This window comes from Pusillimonas caeni (assembly GCF_003545815.1).
Classification (GTDB): domain Bacteria; phylum Pseudomonadota; class Gammaproteobacteria; order Burkholderiales; family Burkholderiaceae_B; genus Pusillimonas; species Pusillimonas caeni.
Genome location: NZ_PDUW01000002.1, coordinates 527,594 through 546,775 on the forward strand (window position 1 = coordinate 527,594; position 19,182 = coordinate 546,775).

18 protein-coding genes are annotated in these 19,182 nt (G+C 63.1%); 7 read left to right on the plus strand and 11 right to left on the minus strand.

The genetic code is table 11. The annotated features are described in order from the left end of the window. The first annotated feature begins 70 nt into the window (after window positions 1-70). The 3 genes from ahcY (at window position 71) to metF (ending at window position 2,750) form a co-directional block, all read left to right on the plus strand. A complete protein-coding gene (gene ahcY / locus CSC67_RS06285) occupies window positions 71-1,489 on the plus strand; it encodes an adenosylhomocysteinase (RefSeq protein ID WP_118993641.1) in 1,419 nt (472 codons plus the stop codon). 76 nt (window positions 1,490-1,565) lie between these two features. Next, on the plus strand, window positions 1,566-1,901 hold the full coding sequence (locus CSC67_RS06290) for a phage holin family protein (protein ID WP_118993642.1): 336 nt from the start codon (window positions 1,566-1,568) through the stop codon (window positions 1,899-1,901). After that, the gene (metF, locus tag CSC67_RS06295) at window positions 1,902-2,750 is read left to right on the plus strand and encodes a methylenetetrahydrofolate reductase [NAD(P)H] (protein ID WP_118993643.1); all 849 of its coding nucleotides are present in this window, start codon (window positions 1,902-1,904) and stop codon (window positions 2,748-2,750) included. A gap of 9 nt (window positions 2,751-2,759) precedes the next feature. Here the strand turns inward: metF and CSC67_RS06300 are convergent, their stop codons facing one another. Beyond that, window positions 2,760-3,401 carry a 5-formyltetrahydrofolate cyclo-ligase gene (locus tag CSC67_RS06300; RefSeq protein WP_118993644.1) on the minus strand — a complete coding sequence of 214 codons (642 nt, stop codon included), beginning with the start codon at window positions 3,399-3,401 and terminating at the stop codon, window positions 2,760-2,762. A 74-nt stretch (window positions 3,402-3,475) separates the two neighbouring features. Here CSC67_RS06300 and CSC67_RS06305 point away from each other — a divergent pair, with 74 nt between their 5' ends. The 3 genes from CSC67_RS06305 to CSC67_RS06315 are packed head-to-tail and all read left to right on the plus strand — an operon-like array spanning window position 3,476 to window position 7,190. Next, window positions 3,476-5,584 carry a lytic transglycosylase domain-containing protein gene (locus CSC67_RS06305; protein WP_118993645.1) on the plus strand — a complete coding sequence of 703 codons (2,109 nt, stop codon included), beginning with the start codon at window positions 3,476-3,478 and terminating at the stop codon, window positions 5,582-5,584. An 11-nt stretch (window positions 5,585-5,595) separates the two neighbouring features. Continuing rightward, complete coding sequence (locus tag CSC67_RS06310) at window positions 5,596-6,765, plus strand: tRNA nucleotidyltransferase/poly(A) polymerase-related protein (RefSeq protein ID WP_118993646.1); 1,170 nt, start codon at window positions 5,596-5,598, stop codon at window positions 6,763-6,765. 29 nt (window positions 6,766-6,794) lie between these two features. After that, a complete protein-coding gene (locus CSC67_RS06315) occupies window positions 6,795-7,190 on the plus strand; it encodes a RidA family protein (RefSeq protein WP_118993647.1) in 396 nt (131 codons plus the stop codon). A 77-nt stretch (window positions 7,191-7,267) separates the two neighbouring features. Here CSC67_RS06315 and CSC67_RS06320 read toward each other — a convergent pair whose 3' ends face one another. The 6 genes from CSC67_RS06320 to mhpA form a co-directional block, all read right to left on the minus strand. Then, window positions 7,268-8,269 (minus strand): branched-chain amino acid ABC transporter permease, encoded by a 1,002-nt coding sequence (locus CSC67_RS06320; protein WP_118993648.1) that lies wholly within the window; start codon window positions 8,267-8,269, stop codon window positions 7,268-7,270. Next, entirely contained in the window at window positions 8,266-9,132 is an 867-nt protein-coding gene (locus CSC67_RS06325; RefSeq protein WP_118993649.1) for a branched-chain amino acid ABC transporter permease, read from the minus strand. The genes CSC67_RS06320 and CSC67_RS06325 overlap by 4 nt, the downstream gene beginning before the upstream one ends. 14 nt (window positions 9,133-9,146) lie before the next feature. Next, window positions 9,147-9,842, minus strand: a complete 696-nt coding sequence (locus CSC67_RS06330) for an ABC transporter ATP-binding protein (protein WP_118993650.1) — start codon at window positions 9,840-9,842, stop codon at window positions 9,147-9,149. After that, window positions 9,835-10,500, minus strand: a complete 666-nt coding sequence (locus tag CSC67_RS06335; protein ID WP_342447669.1) for an ABC transporter ATP-binding protein — start codon at window positions 10,498-10,500, stop codon at window positions 9,835-9,837. Before CSC67_RS06335 ends, CSC67_RS06330 begins: the two co-directional genes overlap by 8 nt. Before the next feature lie 76 nt (window positions 10,501-10,576). Continuing rightward, a complete protein-coding gene (locus CSC67_RS06340; protein WP_118993652.1) occupies window positions 10,577-11,905 on the minus strand; it encodes an ABC transporter substrate-binding protein in 1,329 nt (442 codons plus the stop codon). 17 nt (window positions 11,906-11,922) lie between these two features. Then, window positions 11,923-13,632, minus strand: a complete 1,710-nt coding sequence (gene mhpA / locus CSC67_RS06345; protein WP_118993653.1) for a bifunctional 3-(3-hydroxy-phenyl)propionate/3-hydroxycinnamic acid hydroxylase MhpA — start codon at window positions 13,630-13,632, stop codon at window positions 11,923-11,925. A gap of 205 nt (window positions 13,633-13,837) precedes the next feature. Between mhpA and CSC67_RS06350 the strand changes: the two genes are divergently transcribed. Then, entirely contained in the window at window positions 13,838-14,527 is a 690-nt protein-coding gene (locus tag CSC67_RS06350) for a TetR/AcrR family transcriptional regulator (RefSeq protein WP_245220143.1), read from the plus strand. A gap of 55 nt (window positions 14,528-14,582) precedes the next feature. Here the strand turns inward: CSC67_RS06350 and CSC67_RS06355 are convergent, their stop codons facing one another. The 4 genes from CSC67_RS06355 to CSC67_RS06370 form a co-directional block, all read right to left on the minus strand. Further along, on the minus strand, window positions 14,583-15,521 hold the full coding sequence (locus CSC67_RS06355; protein ID WP_118993841.1) for a DMT family transporter: 939 nt from the start codon (window positions 15,519-15,521) through the stop codon (window positions 14,583-14,585). Window positions 15,522-15,638: 117 nt separating this feature from the next. Then, on the minus strand, window positions 15,639-16,862 hold the full coding sequence (locus CSC67_RS06360; protein WP_118993842.1) for a class I SAM-dependent methyltransferase: 1,224 nt from the start codon (window positions 16,860-16,862) through the stop codon (window positions 15,639-15,641). Window positions 16,863-16,874: 12 nt separating this feature from the next. Beyond that, the gene (locus tag CSC67_RS06365) at window positions 16,875-17,066 is read right to left on the minus strand and encodes a hypothetical protein (protein WP_118993654.1); all 192 of its coding nucleotides are present in this window, start codon (window positions 17,064-17,066) and stop codon (window positions 16,875-16,877) included. A 331-nt stretch (window positions 17,067-17,397) separates the two neighbouring features. Next, entirely contained in the window at window positions 17,398-19,119 is a 1,722-nt protein-coding gene (locus CSC67_RS06370; RefSeq protein WP_118993655.1) for a DEAD/DEAH box helicase, read from the minus strand. Window positions 19,120-19,182: the final 63 nt, after the last annotated feature.

Below are 19,182 nucleotides of genomic sequence, written 5' to 3' on the forward strand. Positions count from 1 at the left end.
CCTGTACGCAGGCGAAGGTGAGCCAACCGTTTCCATCGCTTCGTCCTGCACAGGTTTACTGGGAAACTCCATGAACACTGTTGCCGACACCACTTTCTCCGACTACAAAGTTGCCGATATCTCGCTGGCCGACTGGGGCCGCCGCGAAATCGCCATTGCCGAAACCGAAATGCCCGGCCTGATGGCCACTCGCGAAGAATACGCCGCCGCCCAGCCCCTGAAGGGCGCGCGCATTGCTGGCAGCCTGCACATGACCATCCAGACCGCCGTTCTTATCGAGACCCTGGTGGCGCTGGGCGCCGAGGTGCGCTGGGCTTCGTGCAATATTTTCTCTACCCAGGACCACGCCGCCGCCGCCATCGCGGCCAGCGGCACGCCGGTGTTCGCCATCAAGGGTGAAACGCTCGAAGACTACTGGCAGTACACGCACAAAATCTTTGAATGGCCCGAAGGCCGCCACGCCAACATGATTCTCGACGATGGCGGCGACGCCACGCTGCTGCTGCACCTGGGCGCGCGCGCCGAGAACGACGCATCGGTGCTGGCCAAGCCCGGCAGCGAAGAAGAGCGTGTGCTGTTCGCCGCCATCAAGGCCAAGCTGGCCGAAGACCCCAAGTGGTATTCCACCCGCCTGGCCGAGATCAAGGGCGTTACCGAAGAAACCACCACGGGCGTGCACCGCCTGTATCAAATGTCCAAGAAGGGCGAGCTGGCCTTCCCGGCCATCAACGTCAACGATTCGGTCACCAAGTCCAAATTCGACAACCTGTACGGCTGCCGCGAGTCGCTGGTCGACGGCATCAAGCGAGCCACCGACGTCATGGTGGCCGGCAAGATCGCCGTGGTGTGCGGCTTCGGCGACGTGGGCAAGGGCTGCGCCCAGGCGCTGGCCGCCCTGCGCGCCCAAGTGTGGGTGACCGAAGTCGACCCCATCTGCGCGCTGCAGGCGTCGATGGAAGGCTACAAGGTCGTCACGCTGGACGAAGCCGCCGACAAGGCCGACATCTTCGTCACCGCCACGGGCAACTACCATGTCATTACGCGCCAGCACATGGAGCGCATGAAAGACCAGGCCATCATCTGCAACATCGGCCACTTCGACAACGAGATCGACGTCGCCGGCGTGGAAGACCTGCAGTGGGAAGAAATCAAGCCGCAAGTCGACCACATCATCTTCCCCGACGGCAAGCGGGTCATCCTGCTGGCCAAGGGCCGCCTGGTCAACCTGGGCTGCGCCACGGGCCATCCCTCGTTCGTGATGTCGGCGTCGTTCACCAACCAGACCATCGCCCAGATCGAACTCTTTACACGCGGCGACGCCTACGCCAAGGGCCAGGTCTACGTGCTGCCCAAGCACCTGGACGAGAAAGTGGCGCGCCTGCACCTCAAGAAGCTGGGTGTGCAGCTGACCACGCTCAGCCAGGACCAAGCCGACTACATCAACGTTCCGGTCGAAGGCCCCTTCAAGCCCGACCATTACCGCTATTAAGCTGTTCAACAGCCGGGCCGGCGCGCCTGCTTTCTAGAGGCGCGCCACCCAGGCCCGGCGCTACAGGAGCCTGACCATGGAAATTCTGCTTATCTGGATCTTGAATGCGGTTGCCTTGCTGATCGTCGCCTACATCTTGCCGGGCATTTCAGTGGCTTCGTTCTGGTCGGCCCTGATCGCGGCGCTGGTGCTGGGCCTGATCAACACCCTGGTCAAGCCGGTGCTCGTGCTGCTGACCCTGCCGGTCACCATCGTGACGCTGGGCTTGTTCCTGCTGGTCATCAATGCCCTGGTGTTCTGGTTCGTGGGTTCGGTGCTGAAGGGGTTTCATGTCAACGGCTTCTGGTGGGCCATGCTGGGCGCACTGGTCTACAGCATTATTGCCGGCCTGCTATCGCGAGTGATTGCCTAAATGAGTTCTTTGGTCAGTTTGGAGTTTTTCCCGCCGCGCGATAACGCCGCTCAAGAAAAGCTCATCCGGTCGGCCAAGCAGTTGCAGGCCCTGCAGCCGGGCTACGTCAGCGTGACGTTCGGCGCCGGCGGCTCCACCCGCACGGGCACCGCCGATGCCGTGGGCATCATGCAGAAGCTGGGCTTCGACGCCGCGCCTCATCTGTCGTGCATCGGCGCATCGCGCGAGGTGCTGGCCGACATCCTGCAGGCCTACAGGCAGCAGGGCGTGCGGCGCATCGTCGCCCTGCGCGGCGACCTGCCTTCGGGCATGGGCGGCGACACCGGCGAGTTCCACTATGCCAGCCAGCTGGTGCGCTTCATTCGCGAGACCACCGGCGACTGGTTTCACATCGAGGTGGCCGCCTACCCCGAGATGCACCCGCAGGCGCGCAACGCGGCGGCCGACCTGGGGCATTTCGTCGAGAAGGTCGACGCCGGCGCCAACAGCGCCATCACGCAGTACTTCTTCAACGCCGACGCCTACTTCGATTTCGTCGACCGGGCGCGCGCGCGTGGCGTCGGCATACCTATCGTGCCGGGCATCATGCCCATCACCAACAGTGCGCAGCTGCTGCGGTTTTCGGACATGTGCGGCGCCGAAGTGCCGCGCTGGATACGGCTGCGCCTCGCCGAATTCGGCGACGACAAGGCGTCGATACGCGCCTTCGGCGAAGAGGTGATCAGCCGCCTGTGCCAGGTCTTGCTCGACCAGGGCGCGCCCGGCCTGCACTTCTACACGCTCAACAACGCGGACGCCACGTTGGCGATCACGCGCAATCTCAGCGTCTCCAGCGCCGCGACGGCCTGAGTACGGCGTTCAGGCGCGGTCGAGCAGATTGGGCGCGGGAACGGGCCAGCCCTTGTCAGTCAGGATCGAATCCAGCCTGAAGTCGTGGTCGGCCGGCTGGTAGTCGGTGCCTGAAAGGTCGCCGCAAGCCCAGGCGATGCCCAGGGCGACAAAGCGGTGGCCCTGGTCGCGCAGGGCCGCAAGCGTACGGTCGTAATGGCCTTTCCCATAGCCGACGCGATCGCCCTGGCGGGTATAGCCCAGGGTGGGCACCAGAACGATGTCGGGCGCCGGCGCCTCGGGCCCCTGGGGCTCTTCGATGCCGAAAGGGCCCTTGGCCATCGGGGTGTCCGGCGTCCATAGCCGGAACTTCAGCGGTGCATCGGGGCCGGTGACCACCGGCAGCGAGACGGTAAGGCCTTCTTCTTCGACCAGTTGGGTCAGCAGGGGGCGCAGATCGGGTTCCTGTTCGAGCGACCAGAAAGCCGCCACATGCTGCGGCGCCGGCTTGCCCGCCTTGGCCAATTCGGCGCGCGACGAAGCCAGCCAGGTGAACAGGCGGCCGCGTATCAGCAAAGCGCCGCGCCGCGTATCCAATGGGTTTTGCGCCGCCCGAAGCTGTTTCAGTTTCGTCCGCAAAGCGGCGGATTTATTCTCTATACTGTTGCTCATGACGGTTTAAGGCGGGGTTCAGCAAGATGTTATTAAAGGGTCAACGGTATCAGAAATCCCGAAACATTTCCGGCATGGGCAGATTACCGGCGCTGGGTATGTGGCTGGCCTTGTTCGGGGGCCTGACAGGCTGCGCGGGCGCCGAAGCGCCCGTGGCATCGGCGGCGGTCCAGCCGCCCGCGGCCGCGCAGGCGCCTTTGCAAACGGCCATCACGCCCGCCGCGCAGCTGTCCCCGTCCGCGGCGGCGGCTGCCTCAAGCGCCGTGTCGGGCAGCGTCAGCCCGGCGCCCTCCGCGCCGCAGGTTGCGCCCCAGGTCGCCGAGCAGGCGCTCATCGACGCGCGCGAAGCCATGCAGAAAAAGCAGTGGTCGCGGCTGGACGAACTGGTGCCCACGGCGCGGGCCACGCCGCTTGTCGGTTCGTATGCGCAGTACTGGGCCTTGCGCCAGCGTGTCACCAATCCCACGCTGCCCATCCCCGAGGCCGAGCTGCATCAGTTCATGGCCACCAATCAAGATGCCTACCTTGCCGATCGCATCAAGGCGGACTGGATCGTGGCCGCGGCGCGCGCCGGCGACTACGCCACGGTGAATCGGCTGGGTCCCGTCGTCAACGGCAACGCCTCGGTCAACTGCTCGCGCCTGATGGCCCAGCACATGACAGGCCAGGCCGTCACCGAGAAGCAAGCCATGGCGGCCTTCGAACCGGTCAGCGCATGCTGGAGCCTGCTCGACCAGCTCGTCGAGCACAATGTGGTCGGCTGGGACGCCCTGCAGTCCGAGCTGCGCGCCATTCTCGAAACCAGCAAGACGGGCAACGCCCAGCGCATGGCGGCCCTCATGTTCGACGGCACCCAGATGCGCTCGTACGCGGCCCTCATGAAGGACGCGCGCAAATGGCTGGCCACGCAAAAAGCGCCTGCCACCCGCGAGCAGCGTGAGCTCGTCACACTCGCGTTGTCACGCCTGGCACGCAGCAAAGACAGGCTCGAGGCCGAATCCTACATCGAGACAAACTGGGCGTCCGCCGTACCCAGGCAGGACATGCAGTGGGTATGGGGCCAGTTCGGCCTGGTGTCCGCCTTGAACGTCGAGCCGCAGGCCGTGCGCTGGTACCGGCGTTCCGGCAATGTACCCATGACCGACTACAACCATGCCTGGGAGGTGCGCTCCGAGCTTCGGCAGACCCCCATCGACTGGAAGCAGGTCGATCGCGCCATACTCAAGATGTCGGCCGAGCAGCAAGCCGAGCCGGTGTGGGTGTATTGGCGCGGTCGCGCCATCGCCGCCCAGGGCGACCCGGGCACGGCGCGCAAATTCTATGCTTCGCTGCGCAACGAGCTCAGCTTCTACGGCCAACTGGCGGTCGAAGAGCTGGGCGAGCCGCTGAGCCTGCCGCCGGCGCCCGCGCCCGTCACCGAGGCCGAATTCACCCAGGCCCAGGCCAACCCGGCCCTGCAGCGCGCCATCAAGCTGTTTCGCCTGGGCTGGCGCCCCGAGGCCGTGCCCGAATGGAACTTCGCCCTGCGCGGCATGAGCGATCGCCAACTGCGCGCCGCGGCCGAGCTGGCCCGCTACGAGCAGATCTACGACCGCGTGGTCAACACCTCTTTGCTCACCAAAGACGAAATCGACTTCTCGCAGCGCTTCGTGGCGCCCTTCGAGGGCCGCGTCACTGAAAAAGCCCGCCAGATCAATCTCGACCCGGCATGGGTGTACGGCCTCATCCGGCAAGAATCGCGCTTCATCACCGATGCGCGCTCGCGCGTGGGCGCATCGGGGCTCATGCAGCTCATGCCCGCCACCGCGCGCTGGGTCGCCAAGAAAATCGGCATGAGCAATTTCACGCCTTCTTCGGTCAACGACTTCGACACCAACACCATTTTGGGCACCAGCTATCTCGACATGGTGCTGGGCCAGTTGAACGGTTCGCAGCTGCTGGCCACGGCCGGCTACAACGCGGGCCCGGGGCGGCCGGTGCAGTGGCGCTCCAAGCTCACCGGCCCGGTCGAGGGCGCCGTGTTCGCCGAAACCATTCCCTTTACCGAGACCCGCCTCTACGTCAAGAACGTCATGTCCAACGCCGTGTATTACTCCATGATGTTCTCGGGGCAATCGCAGTCGCTCAAGCAGCGCCTGGGCACCGTCTCGCCGCAGGCGTCGCGCCAGGTGGCGCTGCCTTGACGGCGGCGCATATGGATCCGGCAATACAAGGGCTCGAGGTCTATGTCGTGGGCGGAGCCGTGCGCGACAAACTGCTGGGCCTGCCCGCCGGCGACCGGGACTGGGTCGTGGTGGGCGGCACGCCCGAAGACATGACCGCCCGGGGCTTCCTGCCGGTGGGCGGCGATTTTCCCGTTTTCCTGCACCCCGTCAGCAAAGAAGAATACGCTCTGGCGCGCACCGAGCGTAAATCGGGGCGGGGCTACAAGGGCTTCACCTTCTATACCGGCCCCGACGTCACCCTTGAAGACGACCTGCGCCGCCGCGATCTTACCGTCAACGCCATTGCCCAGGCGCCCGACGGCAGCCTGATCGATCCCTGGGACGGCCACCGCGACATCGAACGAAAGGTGTTGCGCCACGTGGGCGAGGCGTTTGCCGAAGACCCGGTGCGCCTGTTGCGCCTGGCGCGCTTTGCAGCGCGCTTTGCCGATTTTTCCGTCGCGTCCGAAACCATGGCATTGAGCCGCCGCCTGGTCGACGAAGGCGAAGTAGACGCCCTGGTTCCCGAGCGGGTATGGCGCGAGGTGGCCAAGGGCCTGCAAACCCGAAGCCCGGCCCGCATGTTCGACGTGCTGGCGCAGGCCGGCGCATTGGCGCGCATCATGCCCGGACTGCGGTTCGACGAAGAGATCGCTCGCCAGCTCGATTGCGCGGTACGCGCCGACTTGGCGCTGGCGCAACGGTTCGCATTGTTGTGCCGCAAATCGCCCGAACCCGAGCTCATCGGCCGCCATGTGCGGGCGCCCAGCGAGTGCATCGATTACGCCAGGCTGCTGCCGGCGCTGGCTGCCGCTTTGGAAGGGCTTCATAAGGGCGCGGAAACCGCAGGTGGCGCTTCCTCGAACGTAGACGCGTTGCATGCAGCGGACGGAACGCATGCTTTGGCTCCCGGCCGCATGGAGGCGTGGCTCGACCTCATCGAGCGCAATGACGGCCTGCGCAAGCCGCAGCGCTTTCTGAACCTGCTGCAGGCTGCGCAGTGTGTGACCGAGGTCGATCTCCCCGGCTGGCGCCAGCGGCTGGACGCCGTGCGCGCCATCGATGCAGGCGCCGTGGCCAAGGCGGCCGGCGGCGAGCCCGAGCGGATCAAGGCGGCGCTCAGGCAGGCGCGGCTTGATGCTTTACGCCGCTCGCCATAATTTTTTGTGTACCCAATAAGGAGACAAACGTGGCACGAAAATTACTTAATCCCTCTGAGTTGCATCCCGCGCCCGGCTTCAGCCACATTACCGTGGCCGAACCGGGTACGGTCGCGTACATCGCCGGGCAAGTCGCGCTGGCCCCGGACTTCTCCATCATCGGCGGTGACGACCTCGGTGCGCAAACCAAGGCGGCGATGCGCAATGTCGAGGTGGCGCTGAAAGCCGTCGACGCCTCATGGGACGATGTTGTCCGCCGCACGATCTATACGCTTCATCCTACCCAGTATGAGGTGATCACGGCAGCGATCGAAGAGGTCCAGGGAAGCAAAGAGCACCCGGCGCAGACGATTATCGGCGTGACTGGTCTGGCGGTTCCCGGGCTGTTGATAGAAGTCGAAGTGACGGTTCGGCTGCCTGGTTGAGGGCGGAAGCGGCGGCGCACGGTTCAAGCGCATCCGGGCATGCAAGGCGAATGTAGCTGTGGGATGCGCTGTAGCCGCTATTCCAATAAGCGCACACGCCGCTGAATAGGGAAAAAGCGCAGGTCGTATCGATGCTGGACCGTGCCCCAGATACCACGGGGCCATTGGATCATGATGATCACCGCGCACAAGCCCAGCGCCATCAGATACCAGCTGCCATAGTCCGCAAGCAGCTCGCGCAATGCGAAATAGACGAGTGTGCCGATGATGGGGCCTTCCAGCGTGCCGATGCCGCCGATGACCACGATGAAAATCGCTATGACGACCCAGTTGAGGTCGAACGCCGACGCGGGGGAAATGCGCAGGGCGTTCAGATAATACAGGGCACCGATGAGGCCGGAGCCGAATGCCGCGAACACGAATACATACAGCTTGATCTTCTGGACATGGATGCCTTGGCTCTTGGACGCGGCCTCGCTGTCGCGGATTGCAGTCAACGCCATGCCAAAACGAGAGCGTAGCGCCCAGTACGTCAAAGCGAGCATGCCAACCGTGATCGCGGCAGCAATCCAGAATGTGGTGGATTCCCGAACGGCCTTAGGAACGCCGCGCATTGCGGTCAGGCTTTGTCCAGAACCTCCTCCCAAAAGCTGTACGTTGGAAACGGCAAGTCGGCAGACTTCGGCCACGACCCAGGTTCCCACCGCGAAATAGCCCCCTTTGAGCCGGAAGGTGATTGCGGCGACGGGAAGAGCCAGGGCGGCGGCAATCAGCCCGCCCAGCAGTACGGCGATGAATGGATTCACGCCGAAATGGTTTGCGCACAGGAACAGGCCATATGCGCCGATGCCGACGAAAGCCTGCTGGCCTATGGAGATGAGGCCTCCGTATCCGGCCAGTAGGTTCCACATTTGTGCCAGCGCCAGAAAGCACATGATCTCGATCAGCAGGCGCATGGTGCTGGAGCCGGCCCAGAAGGGCATTGTGAAGAGAACGGCGCAGCCTATGCCGGCGGCGAACAGGCCTATGCGGCTGGCGCGGGTGCCCAGGGTGACAGCGTATCCGGAAGAAGGGCTCATGGCTGGTTCCTTGAAAATAGCCCCGCGGGCTTGAACAGCAAGACCAGCAGGAATACGATGTGGCCGGTCAGAATCCCCCATCCGGGACCGAAGGAATAGCCCACGCCTTGGGCGACGCCCAGCAGAATCGCACCCGCCAGGGTGCCCCAAATGGATCCGACGCCGCCAATGACGACCGCTTCGAACGAGTAGATCAGATAGCTTGGGCCCAGGTCGGGTGTGAAAGATGCGCGCATGCCCATAAACACGCCACCCACCGCCATGACGGCGAAGGCGATGCCCATGGCCAGCGCGTAAACGTGCTTATCTTTGATGCCGACTAACTGGGCGGTGTGCGGGTCGTCCGAGGTTGCGCGAAAGGCCATGCCCAGCCGTGTGCGCCGGAACAGCCATGAGAGCCCGAAGGTGCAGGCAACGGCTGTTACGAAGGTAGCCAGTGGAAGCACCCCGACGGCCAGACTGTCGCCCAGACTGACGCTGTCAGTGGCCAGGGTCCCGGCCGACAGCACTCGGGCGTCGGCCGAGAAAAGCTCCAGCAGGCCGTTCTGAAGCATGATGGCCAGACCGAAGGTGACCAGCAGCGGCGGCAGGATGTCGGGCCCCAGAACGCGATTGAGTACTGTGCGCTGAAGCAGGTAGCCCAGCCCGAACATGATGGTCGCGACGATAGGCAGGGCCAGCAGTGGGTGCAGCCCCAATCCCACGGCGATAACCAGTGCAATATATGCCGCCAGCACGATGAAGTCTCCATGTGCGATATTGACGAGCCTCATTACGCCGTAGGCGAGCGAAAGCCCGATGGCGAACAGGGCGTAGCCTCCCCCTGCAAGAGTGCCATGCACGACGACGGCAAGCCAATCCATCACGGTGTGTTTCCTTATTGAATGCCGAAGTAGGCGTCGGATATTTCTGCCTTGCTCAATGTGCCGGGCCGGCCCTGAAGCGATACTCGTCCATGCATGAAGCAATACGCATAGTCGGATACGCTCAACGCCGTATTCACATCCTGCTCGACGAGAATAAGGGCCACGCCATCCTGCAGCAGTTGTGGCAGGGCGGTATAGATATCCTTAATCACCGCGGGCGCCAGCCCCAATGACACTTCGTCGCAAATCAACACGCGCGGGTTGGCCATCAAGGCGCGCCCGATGGCGACCATCTGCTGTTGTCCGCCGGAAAGCGTCGTGGCGAGCGCATTGCGATGGGTCCGCAGGGCGGGAAACAGCCGATAGACGCGCTCCAGGGTCCAGGGACCTGTTCGGCGGGAGAAGCCGCCCGACAGTATGTTCTCTTCGACGGTCAGGCTGGTGAACAGTCGGCGGCCCTCGGGCACCATGGATATGCCTAGGCCGGCGATCGTGCTGGGCGGCCATCCCCCGATCGGACGCCCTTCGAACAGGATGGACCCGGAGTGGGGACGCAGCTGACCACACAAGGTCTTCAGAAAGGTTGATTTCCCCGCGCCGTTCGCGCCGATGATGGAGACTGTCTGGCCTGCTTCGATACGGAAATCAATGCCGAAGAGCGCCTGGAAGTCGCCGTAGAACACACGCAGGTCATTTACCTCAAGCATGTTGAGCCTCTATTCCCATGTAGACACGCTGTACTTCGGGGCTTTGCATGACTTCCCGAGGCGGGCCGTCGGCCAGCTTGCTGCCGAAATTGATCACGAGCAGGCGGGTGGCGACGGCTATCAGGGCATGCACCACATGTTCGATCCAGATGATCGATATGCCGTCATTGCGTATTTCATGGACCATTTCGACCAATTGTCCGGCTTCTTTTTCCGTCAGGCCTCCAGCTATCTCGTCCAGCAGCAACACTTCGGGTTGGGTGGCCAAGGCTCGGGCTAGCTCGAGACGTTTGCGATCAAGCAGCGTCAGGCTACCCGCCAGTTGGTTGGCCCTGAAAAGCAACCCCGTGCGTCGGAGTATGTCCACGCTCGAGTCATGCGCCTGCGCGCGCGACTGGCCTGCCCCGAACATGGCCGCGACGGCCAGATTCTCGAACACGGTCATGCCGCCGAAAGGCTGAGCCACCTGGTACGAGCGGCCGAGGCCGGCGCCGCAGCGCTTGTATGCCGGAAGGCGGGTGATGTCGCGATCCTCGAGCAGGATGCGGCCCGAGTCGCTGGCAAGATCGCCGCTTATCAGGTTGAACAAGGTGGTTTTGCCTGCACCGTTCGGACCCAGGACGCCCAGGGCCTCGCCGCGGCGCAGGTCGAAACTCAAATTGTTCGTAACCTTTATCGATCCGAACGACTTCGATAGGCCCTGAACGGATAATAGGGGAGCCATGGCCGCGGTGCTATGTGGGTATGACGATCATCTCGGCCTGGACGGGTATGTCGGAGGCGGTGTCGTTGTTGACGACGACCAGATCGAAGGGATGGCGTGCCCCCTTGATCCATTGGCCTCCCACTAGCGTGGTCTTGGCGACATTTTTAACCGGGCCGTCGCCCCATGCGACATGACCAATGACGGTGTCCAACTTAGTTGTCGGAATGGCGTCGCGGATGGATGCCTTGTCGTCGATGTCTTTACTGCGTTTGAGCACATCGAGTGCGACTTCGAACAGCGAGTGCGCATAACCCAGGGGTTGAGTCCACTGCTTGCCGGTGACACGCTCGTAATCGTCGGCCAACTGCTGTGCTGTCTGCCCGGTCAGGGAGGATTTATAAGGACGGTTCGGGCTCCACCAGCACTCTTGCGTAACGCCTTCCGCGATGGGGCCTAGCGCTTCGGCCGATGACGGAAACGCCAGCGCTTTACCCACGGTCACGATCTTTGGCTTGAAGCCCTGCTGGCTGGATTGGGTCCAAAAATTCTGAAAGTCAGGCGGAGTCGGTACGCCGGCAATGATCTCGACACCGGCCTTCTTGTACTCTGCAATGAGCGAGCTGAAATTGGATTGGCCGCTTTGATACCGGCCCGGGTCGACGACCGTGTAGCCCATCTTCTTCAGGGCGGGCGTCAGGCCATGCTGGGGGTCGCCCCACGCGTTTCCATCGGCGTCATTGGCAAAGAGCACGCCCACCACTTTGTTGGTGGGTATGGACTTCCACATATTCGTGAAGTTGGCGATGATGTCCTCGAGGCCCCAGAAATAATGATAAGTCCAGTCGAAGCCGGTCTTGGGGTCTCCGCCCCGTGTGAAGAACCATGGCTGCCAGGGCGTGGTCGATGATATGCAGGGAATTTCGTTCAGCTCGCATTGATCGGAAACGGGATTCGAGTTCTCGGGAGTCGACCCTACGACCATGAGGTCGATCTCGTCCCTCAGTATCAGTTCGGCGGCTACTTCGGATGCGCGGTTGGGATTGGACTGGCTGTCCTTCACTACGATTTCGACGGTGCGTTGTTCTCCGCCCACCGCCACTCCTTTTGCGAAGGTGTCTTTCAACTGGTCGAGCACGAAACGGTCGACCTCGCCGAATCCGGCGAGTGGACCGGTCAGGGGAGTGACGTAGCCGATCTTGATCTTCCTCCCGGTCTGGGCATAGGCGGCGGGCACGAAGCCCGCCCACCCCAGTACGCTCAGGGCCGAAGCCTGCAGGGAAGCCGTGAGGATTTTTCGCCGTCCGGCGTCGAGCAGGCCCGTATCGCCGGCCGATGGGTGGCCGTGTTTTATCTTCATGTCTCTCTCTCTTTGGTTTAGTTGTGGGACCGGTCGCACCTTGCTCCGAGCCTGTCGGTTATTTCTTGTGATGCAGGATGGAGTGTTGGTTCAGCCGGTCGATAGCGCTCCGTTCTCATTTTCTGACGCGCGACGGACGTTATTCGCACCCCGTGCCGGCGCAGATCAGTCGCCAGGTCCGCAACCAGCGTCTGGATGTGGTCGAATTGTTTTGCGCCGCCATACATGAAAAAGTCGGGGCGTACCAGCATCGCGACCAAGCCGAGTTCGTCCATGAAAGGAATGAACTTGTTGTCCAGGTCGACCACGGATTCGTCGCTATCCGCGGTTTCAGCGAGATGGATGATATGGCCGCCCAGCTGCCGCAGCACGGCGACGTTCTCTTTGGTCAGCGCGCGCCGGGCGTCGGCATTGCGCAGTACGAGCACGAAGCCCAGCCCGACCAGGTCGTCGAACCGGCCACGCCGGCCTTTGTAGGAGACGGTGCCGTGGGGGCAGAGGGCGCCCGCGGGCGCGACGACCTCACTCGAGCTGTCGCGATGAATGATGCCGTGCGCCAGCGACGGGAAGGGTGGAGGCGGCGTGGCCTTGCCTTCGAAGAAGGCCTGGTCGCGCTCCGCCGCGACCTTCGGATCGGAAATGCAGATGACCTTGCCCAGGTACATTGACAGGTCGATGACGTCTCGTGCGTGCGGCCGCCGCTCGACTTGATAAGTGTCCAGCAGACTGTCGTCCGCCAAGCCTTTCAGGACGAGATCGAGTTTCCAGGCGAGATTCCAGTCGTCGCGCAGCCCGGCGCACATGCCTTGTCCCATGAAGGGCGGCATGACATGCGCCGCGTCGCCGGCGATCAATATGCGTCCGTCGCGCCATTTATCGGCTATCAGCGAGCGGAAGTTGTACACCTTGTGCCGGATGATCTTCGCCTGTTCCGGCTTGACCCAGGGTTCGAGGAGTGCCCAGGCGGTTTCGATGTTTTCCAGATGCTCGAGGGACTCGCCCGGCATGCGCATGAACTCCCAGCGCCGATAGTAGCGACCGTTCTTTATCCCGGCGGGGACAATCGTGGTCGGACGCTCGGGGTTGCAGTACTGCGCCGCGGGCGGGATATCGAGCGTTACACCTTCGTTGGGCAAAATGTCTATGACAAGCCAGTCGGCCTCGAATCCACGGTCTTCTTGCGTAGCGCCGATGCTTTGCCGGACCAGGCTGTTTGCTCCGTCCACGCCGATCAGATACTTGGCCCGGGCCCTGCGAGTTTCACCGGTTTCGGTATTGCAGGCCTCGAGTTCCGCATACGCTGGAGTCTGGCGGATGGCCGTGACCTTCCAGCCCAGGTTCAGGTCGATCTGTGGATACTGCCTTACCTTGGCGTCGAACATGGTTTCCAAGGTCGGTTGATGGACAAAATTAACGTCGGTTCCACCTGATATGGCTTCAGCCGACCAGTCGATATGCAGTAATTCCTTCCATTCCGAGTTGAACCAGCGGTATGGAGGCGCGGGATGGCTGACCGTGGGCAATTCGTCCCGCATGCCGATGCCCGAAAGCATGCGAAACATCTCGTGATCGATGCACACAGCGCGCGGCAGAGCGTAGCGCTCCTTCCATTGTTCGAAAACCGCGACTGAATACCCATTTCGGGCCAAAGTCAGCGCCAGTACTTCGCTTACGGGGCCATATCCCACCTGTAGGACGTCGTAGACGTGGTCGGCTTCGCTGCTCATCTCCTGCTCCTTCTTACAGTGCGCATAGCATGGCGATCTCGGCCGCCTCGTCGCTTGTTTTACTAATGACTATATTGTCAATTTGATATTCTAGTCATAATGACGTTATCGTCAATACAAAAAATGAACACCTAGGGTTTGTTCCGATATGGTCGGCCGCCGTTACGGAGTGGAACGGTACAATGCCTTTTTTCCAGGTATGCACATGAACAAGCCGAATTCGAAACCGGAGGACCACCGCACCAGAGTCGGCTTGGCTCGGCGCGAAAAAACACGCATACGGTTGATGCGTAGTGCGTTGGGGGTTTTTGCTGAAAAGGGTCCGGATCTTCCGGTTATCGATGACTTCATCGCGGCTGCAGGCGTGGCTCGCGGGACGTTCTACAACTATTTCAATACGACCAGCGAGCTGCTCGTGGCCGTCACCAGCCAGATGAGCGACGAAGTGCTGAGCGTGGTGGATCTGGAAGTACTAAAGTTCGACGATCCGGCGGTGCGAGTTACCACGGGGACGCGTTTGTACGTGCGTATGGCGCGAGAGTATTCGGTATGGGGACGATTCCTGACCCGGGTCGGCTCAGCCAGAGCGGTGCGTGGAAAATTGCTCGACACCTATTTGACGCGTGACGTCGAGCTGGGTGTCAGGACAGGGCGTTTCTCAGTGGACAATCCGCAGGCGATACGGGATGTCATTCTGGGGTCCATTTTCTACGGCATCGAAACCATGTTGATGGAGCCGTGCAGCGAAACCCATGTCGAAGAAATGATGGCTGCTGTCTTGCATGGAATTGGGCTTAGCAAAAAAGAAGCGCACAAGATAGCGTTCATGCCCTTAGTGGAGACCGGACCTGTTCCAGGGCCGATTTTCTCGGCATTGACTGAGAAACATCACTAGTCCTAGCATCGGCACGGTTGGTGTGGCCCAGATAGAGCTGCCCAGCGCAGCGCTTTCAGCAGCGAGGCTGCGCGCCTCTTTGCAGCATCTGCTTCATCCACGCATACCCGCTCACCAGCACGATGCCGATCGCGACCAGCACGGCGCCGATCAGGAAGCTGGTGTCCAGAGGTTCGTCCAGAAGCCAGACGCCGAAGAAGATGCCGAACAGCGGTGTCATGAACGAGAACACGCCCAGGCGCGAGGCGAGATACCTGCGCAGCAGCCAGAACCACGCAAGAAAGCTGATGAAGGCCACCGCGATGCACTGGAACAGCACGCTGCTGACGGCGACCGGCGTCGGGCGAAAGCCCATCTGGCCTGAAATGAGCGCGGCGGCGAACAAGATGATGAACCCTCCGATCAACTGGTACAACAGGGTTTTGGTGGCCGAGGTCTGCGAGAGCCGGGTGCAGCGGATGACGACGGTCGTCGCGCCCCAGGCGGCGCCTGCCAGCAGTCCCAGGAAGTCGCCCAGCAGCATGTTGCTGGCCGCGGGGGTGGCTTCGCCGGCTTCGCGTCCGGCAAAGGCGACGACGATGCCGATGAAGGCCACCAGGATGCCGAACCATTGGGCGGCGGCAAGCTTTTCTTCGGGCAGCCGCCAGTGCAGGCCGATGGCGGCGACGAAAGGCGCCGTATACAAGAAGACCGCCATGTGCGAGGCGGTGGTATAGCGCAGGCCTTCACCCAGGAACACGAATTCGATGCCGAACAGGGCGCCCACCAGCAGGCCGGGGCGCCAGCTGCCGTCGGACAGGCTCAGCGGTTCGCGGCGCCAAGCCATCAGCATTGCGACCAGCACGGCGGCCACGCCCGAGCGGATTGCGATCTGCAGCACCGGCGCCACGTCGAAGGCGGCGGCCTTGATGGCGATCTGCTGGAAGGCCCAGATCATGCACAGCACCACCATCATGCCAAAGGCCCGGCCGTCTATCCCCTTGCGTTCCTGCATGTCCCATCCCTTCTTATTCATCGTTCGCCGTAGCGTTCGTCGCAGCCGCACGCAAGGACTCGAGGCCCGGTACGTCTGCCGCTATCTCTATCTATATGTACGGTAGGTCGGGACGGCTCAGAGTCGATCCCGCCTGTCGCCGCTGGTGAACCCCATGAGAGGCACGTCCAGACCGCGGCCCACGGCCATGACCTTGAAGAGCTCGCCCATTTCGGCTTCGGAGAGCAGCTTCTGCACGGGGCCCACGACCTTGGCGTAGCCTGCGGCGTCGTGCGGGTCGAGTCCGGTCAGAATCTCGATCAGTCCGGCGTTCATCAGGAAGCGCGCTTGCGAAGTGTAGCCCAGGATATCCAGGCCGCCTTCCAGCGCGGCGTCCGCCATGGCGGTGAAGTCGACGTGCGTGGTGATGTCTTGCAGGCCGGGATAAAGCAGGGGGTCGGCGTGCGCGTGATGGCGGAAATGGCACATCAGCGTGCCTTCGGCGCGCTGGGGGTGATAGAACTCGCGCTGCGGAAAGCCGTAGTCGATCAGCAGGGCGGCGCCTTTCTTGAGCCAGGCACCCAGCTGCCGCATCCACGCTTCGGCCTGGATGTTGATTTCGGAACGGTAGCCGGGAAGCGGCGGCATGCGCAGGGCCACCAGCGTCTGCAGATATTCGTCGGCCGGGCGTTCGGCCAGCATGAAGCGGGGTTGGCCTGCGTCCGGCCCTGCGCCGTCTTGCTGCGTGCTGCTGCTTTCAAGGCCGACGCCAAGCTCCAGCACATTGCCCGCATCGTCCCAGCGAAAGAGGGTGGTCGGCATGGCGTCCAGGACTTCGTTGGCGATGATGCAGCCCTTGAAGTCGCTGGGCAGGGCCTTGAGCCATTGAACGTTGGCATGCAGGCCCTCGAGCCGTTGCTGCTGCCGCTCGCGCAATTCGCCCGAGACTTCGAGAATCTGGTATTGAGGACGGATGTCCAGCAGGTTCAATGCGGGGATGAGCGCCGCGGCCAGGGCGCCGGTGCCCGCCCCGACCTCGAGGACGGTCTTGGTGCCGGTGGCGGCCAAGATCTGCGCGACCTGGCCGGCCAGGGCCTGGCCGAACAGGGGGGTGAGTTCGGGGCCGGTGGTGAAGTCGCCTTCGGGCGCCTCGCTGCCGAACTTGGTGCTGCCGGCCGCATAGTAGCCCAGGCCAGGGGCGTACAGCGCATGCTGCATCCATTCTTCGAAAGGCATGAACCCGTCGTCGGTGTGCTGTATGCGGTAGGCGAGATAGTCTTGCATGGCCCGCAGGTGCGAGGCCGAGTCGACGTCCAGTGAAGGAAGGCCGGCTGGAACAGTGGTGTTTCTTGCCATATTCATCATCGTAATGCGTCAGTTGCCGTCGGTGCGTTCGTCGGGTTGCCGTTCGCTTTTCTTCAGAACGCGCAGCGAATGCACCATGGCGGTGAAGAAGGCGATGAGCAGAGCCACCATCGCCGCCACAATGAAGTTGTCCAGCACGAACCATAAAGGGATGGCCAGGAGCATGGCCAGAAACACAGGGCGGTTGGCGAGTTGTCTCATGACGTGGGTCGATATTGACGTGTTTCCACAACCCTTAGTATAGGAGGCGATGGAGGCGCTGTCCCGGGCGGGCCTGTTTTTGTAACCGGATTGACGCCGCTTGTCCCGCGGGCAGGCGCCACAGGGTGCTTTTGGACGGGCCTGTACAGGTACGATCAGGAAGCGCAAGCGGGTCGGCTGGTGCGCTGACCCTTCGGCAGGACGCCTTGCTTCTGCGTCGGTATGTTGAGCGAGAGAGTTGGAAGAGGGCCCCGCCAATGAAAAGACCCCGCAAAGTTGGAGGTCATCCAACGTTGCGGGGCCTGCCTAGTTGGCGGAACGGCTTATGCGCTCAGGCGAAATCGCCGCGGCGGGCCGGGCTCTTGCCGCGTGCGGCAGGCTTGCCGCCGAAGCTGGGACGCGAGCTGCGGCCGCTGAAACCGGCGTCTTTTGCAGGCGCGGGCCGGCCGGGGTGCGCGGCACGGGCGGCGTGGGGCTTGGCCGAAGTCCAGCGGTCGCCGTTTGCCTTGTGGCCGCGGGCTTCCTTGTGCTCGAAGCCGCCACGTTCGCCGCGGCTTTTGTAGCCGGAGGCGTCGCGGTCGGCATAGCCGGGACGATCGTCGAAGCGGCGTGCCGGGCGTTCGCCGTCGGCGCGGCTGTCGTAGGCAGGCTTGTCGCCGAAGCGGGGCTTGCCCGCATAGGCGGGACGCTCGTCGAAGCGTGGTTTGCCGGCGTAGTCGGAGCGCTCTTCGAAACGGGGCTTGCCGCCGAAGGAAGCGCCTTCTTCGTGACGCGATTTGCCGGCATAGCCGGGCTTGTCGCCGAAGCTGCTGCGGCCTTTGTACCCGTTCTCGCGCTTGCCGCCGAAGCCGCCGCCGAAACTCTTGCCGCCCTTGCCTTTGCCCTTGCGGTCGGTATAGGTGGGGCGCGCCGTCTTGGTGGGCTCGAGCCCTTCAATGACGTTGGACGGAATCGGCTGGCCGATGAAGTGCTCGATGCGGCGGATCTTGTGCCGCTCGGAGTGCGTGGCCAGGGTGAAGGCCAGGCCGCTGTTGCCGGCGCGTCCGGTGCGTCCGATGCGGTGCGTGTAGTCCTCGGGCTGCATCGGCAGGTCGTAGTTGATGGCGTGGCTGATGCCTTGCACGTCGATGCCGCGCGCGGCCACGTCGGTGGCGACCAGCACTTGCAGGCGGCGCTTTTGCAGCAGGCCCAGGGTGCGGGTGCGCTGGCGCTGGTTCATGTCGCCATGCAACGAGGCAGCCGAAAAGCCCTGGTCGGCCAGGCGGTTGGCCAGGTCGTCGGCGCCGCGCTTGGTCGACGTGAAGACAATGGCTTGATCCAGCTTGGTATCGCGCAGCAGGTGGTCGAGCAGGCGCAGCTTGTGGTTGGCGTCGTCGGCGTACAGCAGGCTTTGCGTAATGTTGTCGTGCTTTTGCTTGTGGCCCGATACTTCGATGCGCAGGGGCTCTTTCAGCATGTCGCGCGCAAGCCGGGCGATGGTGCCGTCCAGCGTGGCCGAGAACAGCAGGGTCTGGCGGTCGGCGGGCGTCGCGGCGACGATGGTCTCGATGTCCTCGATGAAGCCCATGTCCAGCATGCGGTCGGCTTCGTCCAGCACCAAGGTCTGGACGGTGGAAAGATTGACGCGGCGGGCCTGCAGGTGGTCGATGAGGCGGCCGGGCGTGGCCACCAGTACGTCGACGCGGCGCGACAGCGCCTTCAGTTGGGCGCCATAGGGCATGCCGCCCACCACGACGGCGGTGCGAAGATCGGGAATGTGCGCGCCATAGGCCTTGGTGGCGTCCGCCACCTGCATGGCCAGTTCGCGCGTCGGGGTCAGCACCAGCACCTGCACGCCGCGGCCCTTGTTGGCGGGCATGCCGGCGATGCGATTGAGGGCGGGCAGCATGAAGGCGGCCGTCTTGCCGCTGCCGGTCTGGGCCGAGACCATCAGGTCGTGGCCTTCCAGGGCCTTGGGAATGGCGGCCTGCTGGACGGGCGTGGGAGTGGAAAAGCCGGCTTTGACGAGCGCGGACAACAGCTTGGGTTCGAGACCCAGGGTTTCGAAAGACATGAGATACCTTTGCCGAATGAACGGCACACTTAGCGGGGGGCGATTAAAGAGAGCCCGGAGCGC

Excerpts from the sequence above, each read along its gene's own strand:
- CSC67_RS06370 (WP_118993655.1), bottom strand. The coding sequence starts at position 19,119 with ATGTCTTTCGAAACCCTGGGTCTCGAACCCAAGCTGTTGTCCGCGCTC.
- CSC67_RS06305 (WP_118993645.1), top strand. The coding sequence starts at position 3,476 with ATGGGCAGATTACCGGCGCTGGGTATGTGGCTGGCCTTGTTCGGGGGC.
- CSC67_RS06360 (WP_118993842.1), bottom strand. The coding sequence starts at position 16,862 with ATGAATATGGCAAGAAACACCACTGTTCCAGCCGGCCTTCCTTCACTG.
- CSC67_RS06300 (WP_118993644.1), bottom strand. The coding sequence starts at position 3,401 with ATGAGCAACAGTATAGAGAATAAATCCGCCGCTTTGCGGACGAAACTG.
- CSC67_RS06340 (WP_118993652.1), bottom strand. The coding sequence starts at position 11,905 with ATGAAGATAAAACACGGCCACCCATCGGCCGGCGATACGGGCCTGCTC.
- mhpA (WP_118993653.1), bottom strand. The coding sequence starts at position 13,632 with ATGAGCAGCGAAGCCGACCACGTCTACGACGTCCTACAGGTGGGATAT.
- CSC67_RS06355 (WP_118993841.1), bottom strand. The coding sequence starts at position 15,521 with ATGCAGGAACGCAAGGGGATAGACGGCCGGGCCTTTGGCATGATGGTG.
- CSC67_RS06325 (WP_118993649.1), bottom strand. The coding sequence starts at position 9,132 with ATGGATTGGCTTGCCGTCGTCGTGCATGGCACTCTTGCAGGGGGAGGC.
- CSC67_RS06330 (WP_118993650.1), bottom strand. The coding sequence starts at position 9,842 with ATGCTTGAGGTAAATGACCTGCGTGTGTTCTACGGCGACTTCCAGGCG.
- CSC67_RS06365 (WP_118993654.1), bottom strand. The coding sequence starts at position 17,066 with ATGAGACAACTCGCCAACCGCCCTGTGTTTCTGGCCATGCTCCTGGCC.
- metF (WP_118993643.1), top strand. The coding sequence starts at position 1,902 with ATGAGTTCTTTGGTCAGTTTGGAGTTTTTCCCGCCGCGCGATAACGCC.
- ahcY (WP_118993641.1), top strand. The coding sequence starts at position 71 with ATGAACACTGTTGCCGACACCACTTTCTCCGACTACAAAGTTGCCGAT.
- CSC67_RS06320 (WP_118993648.1), bottom strand. The coding sequence starts at position 8,269 with ATGAGCCCTTCTTCCGGATACGCTGTCACCCTGGGCACCCGCGCCAGC.
- CSC67_RS06310 (WP_118993646.1), top strand. The coding sequence starts at position 5,596 with ATGGATCCGGCAATACAAGGGCTCGAGGTCTATGTCGTGGGCGGAGCC.
- CSC67_RS06290 (WP_118993642.1), top strand. The coding sequence starts at position 1,566 with ATGGAAATTCTGCTTATCTGGATCTTGAATGCGGTTGCCTTGCTGATC.
- CSC67_RS06350 (WP_245220143.1), top strand. The coding sequence starts at position 13,838 with ATGAACAAGCCGAATTCGAAACCGGAGGACCACCGCACCAGAGTCGGC.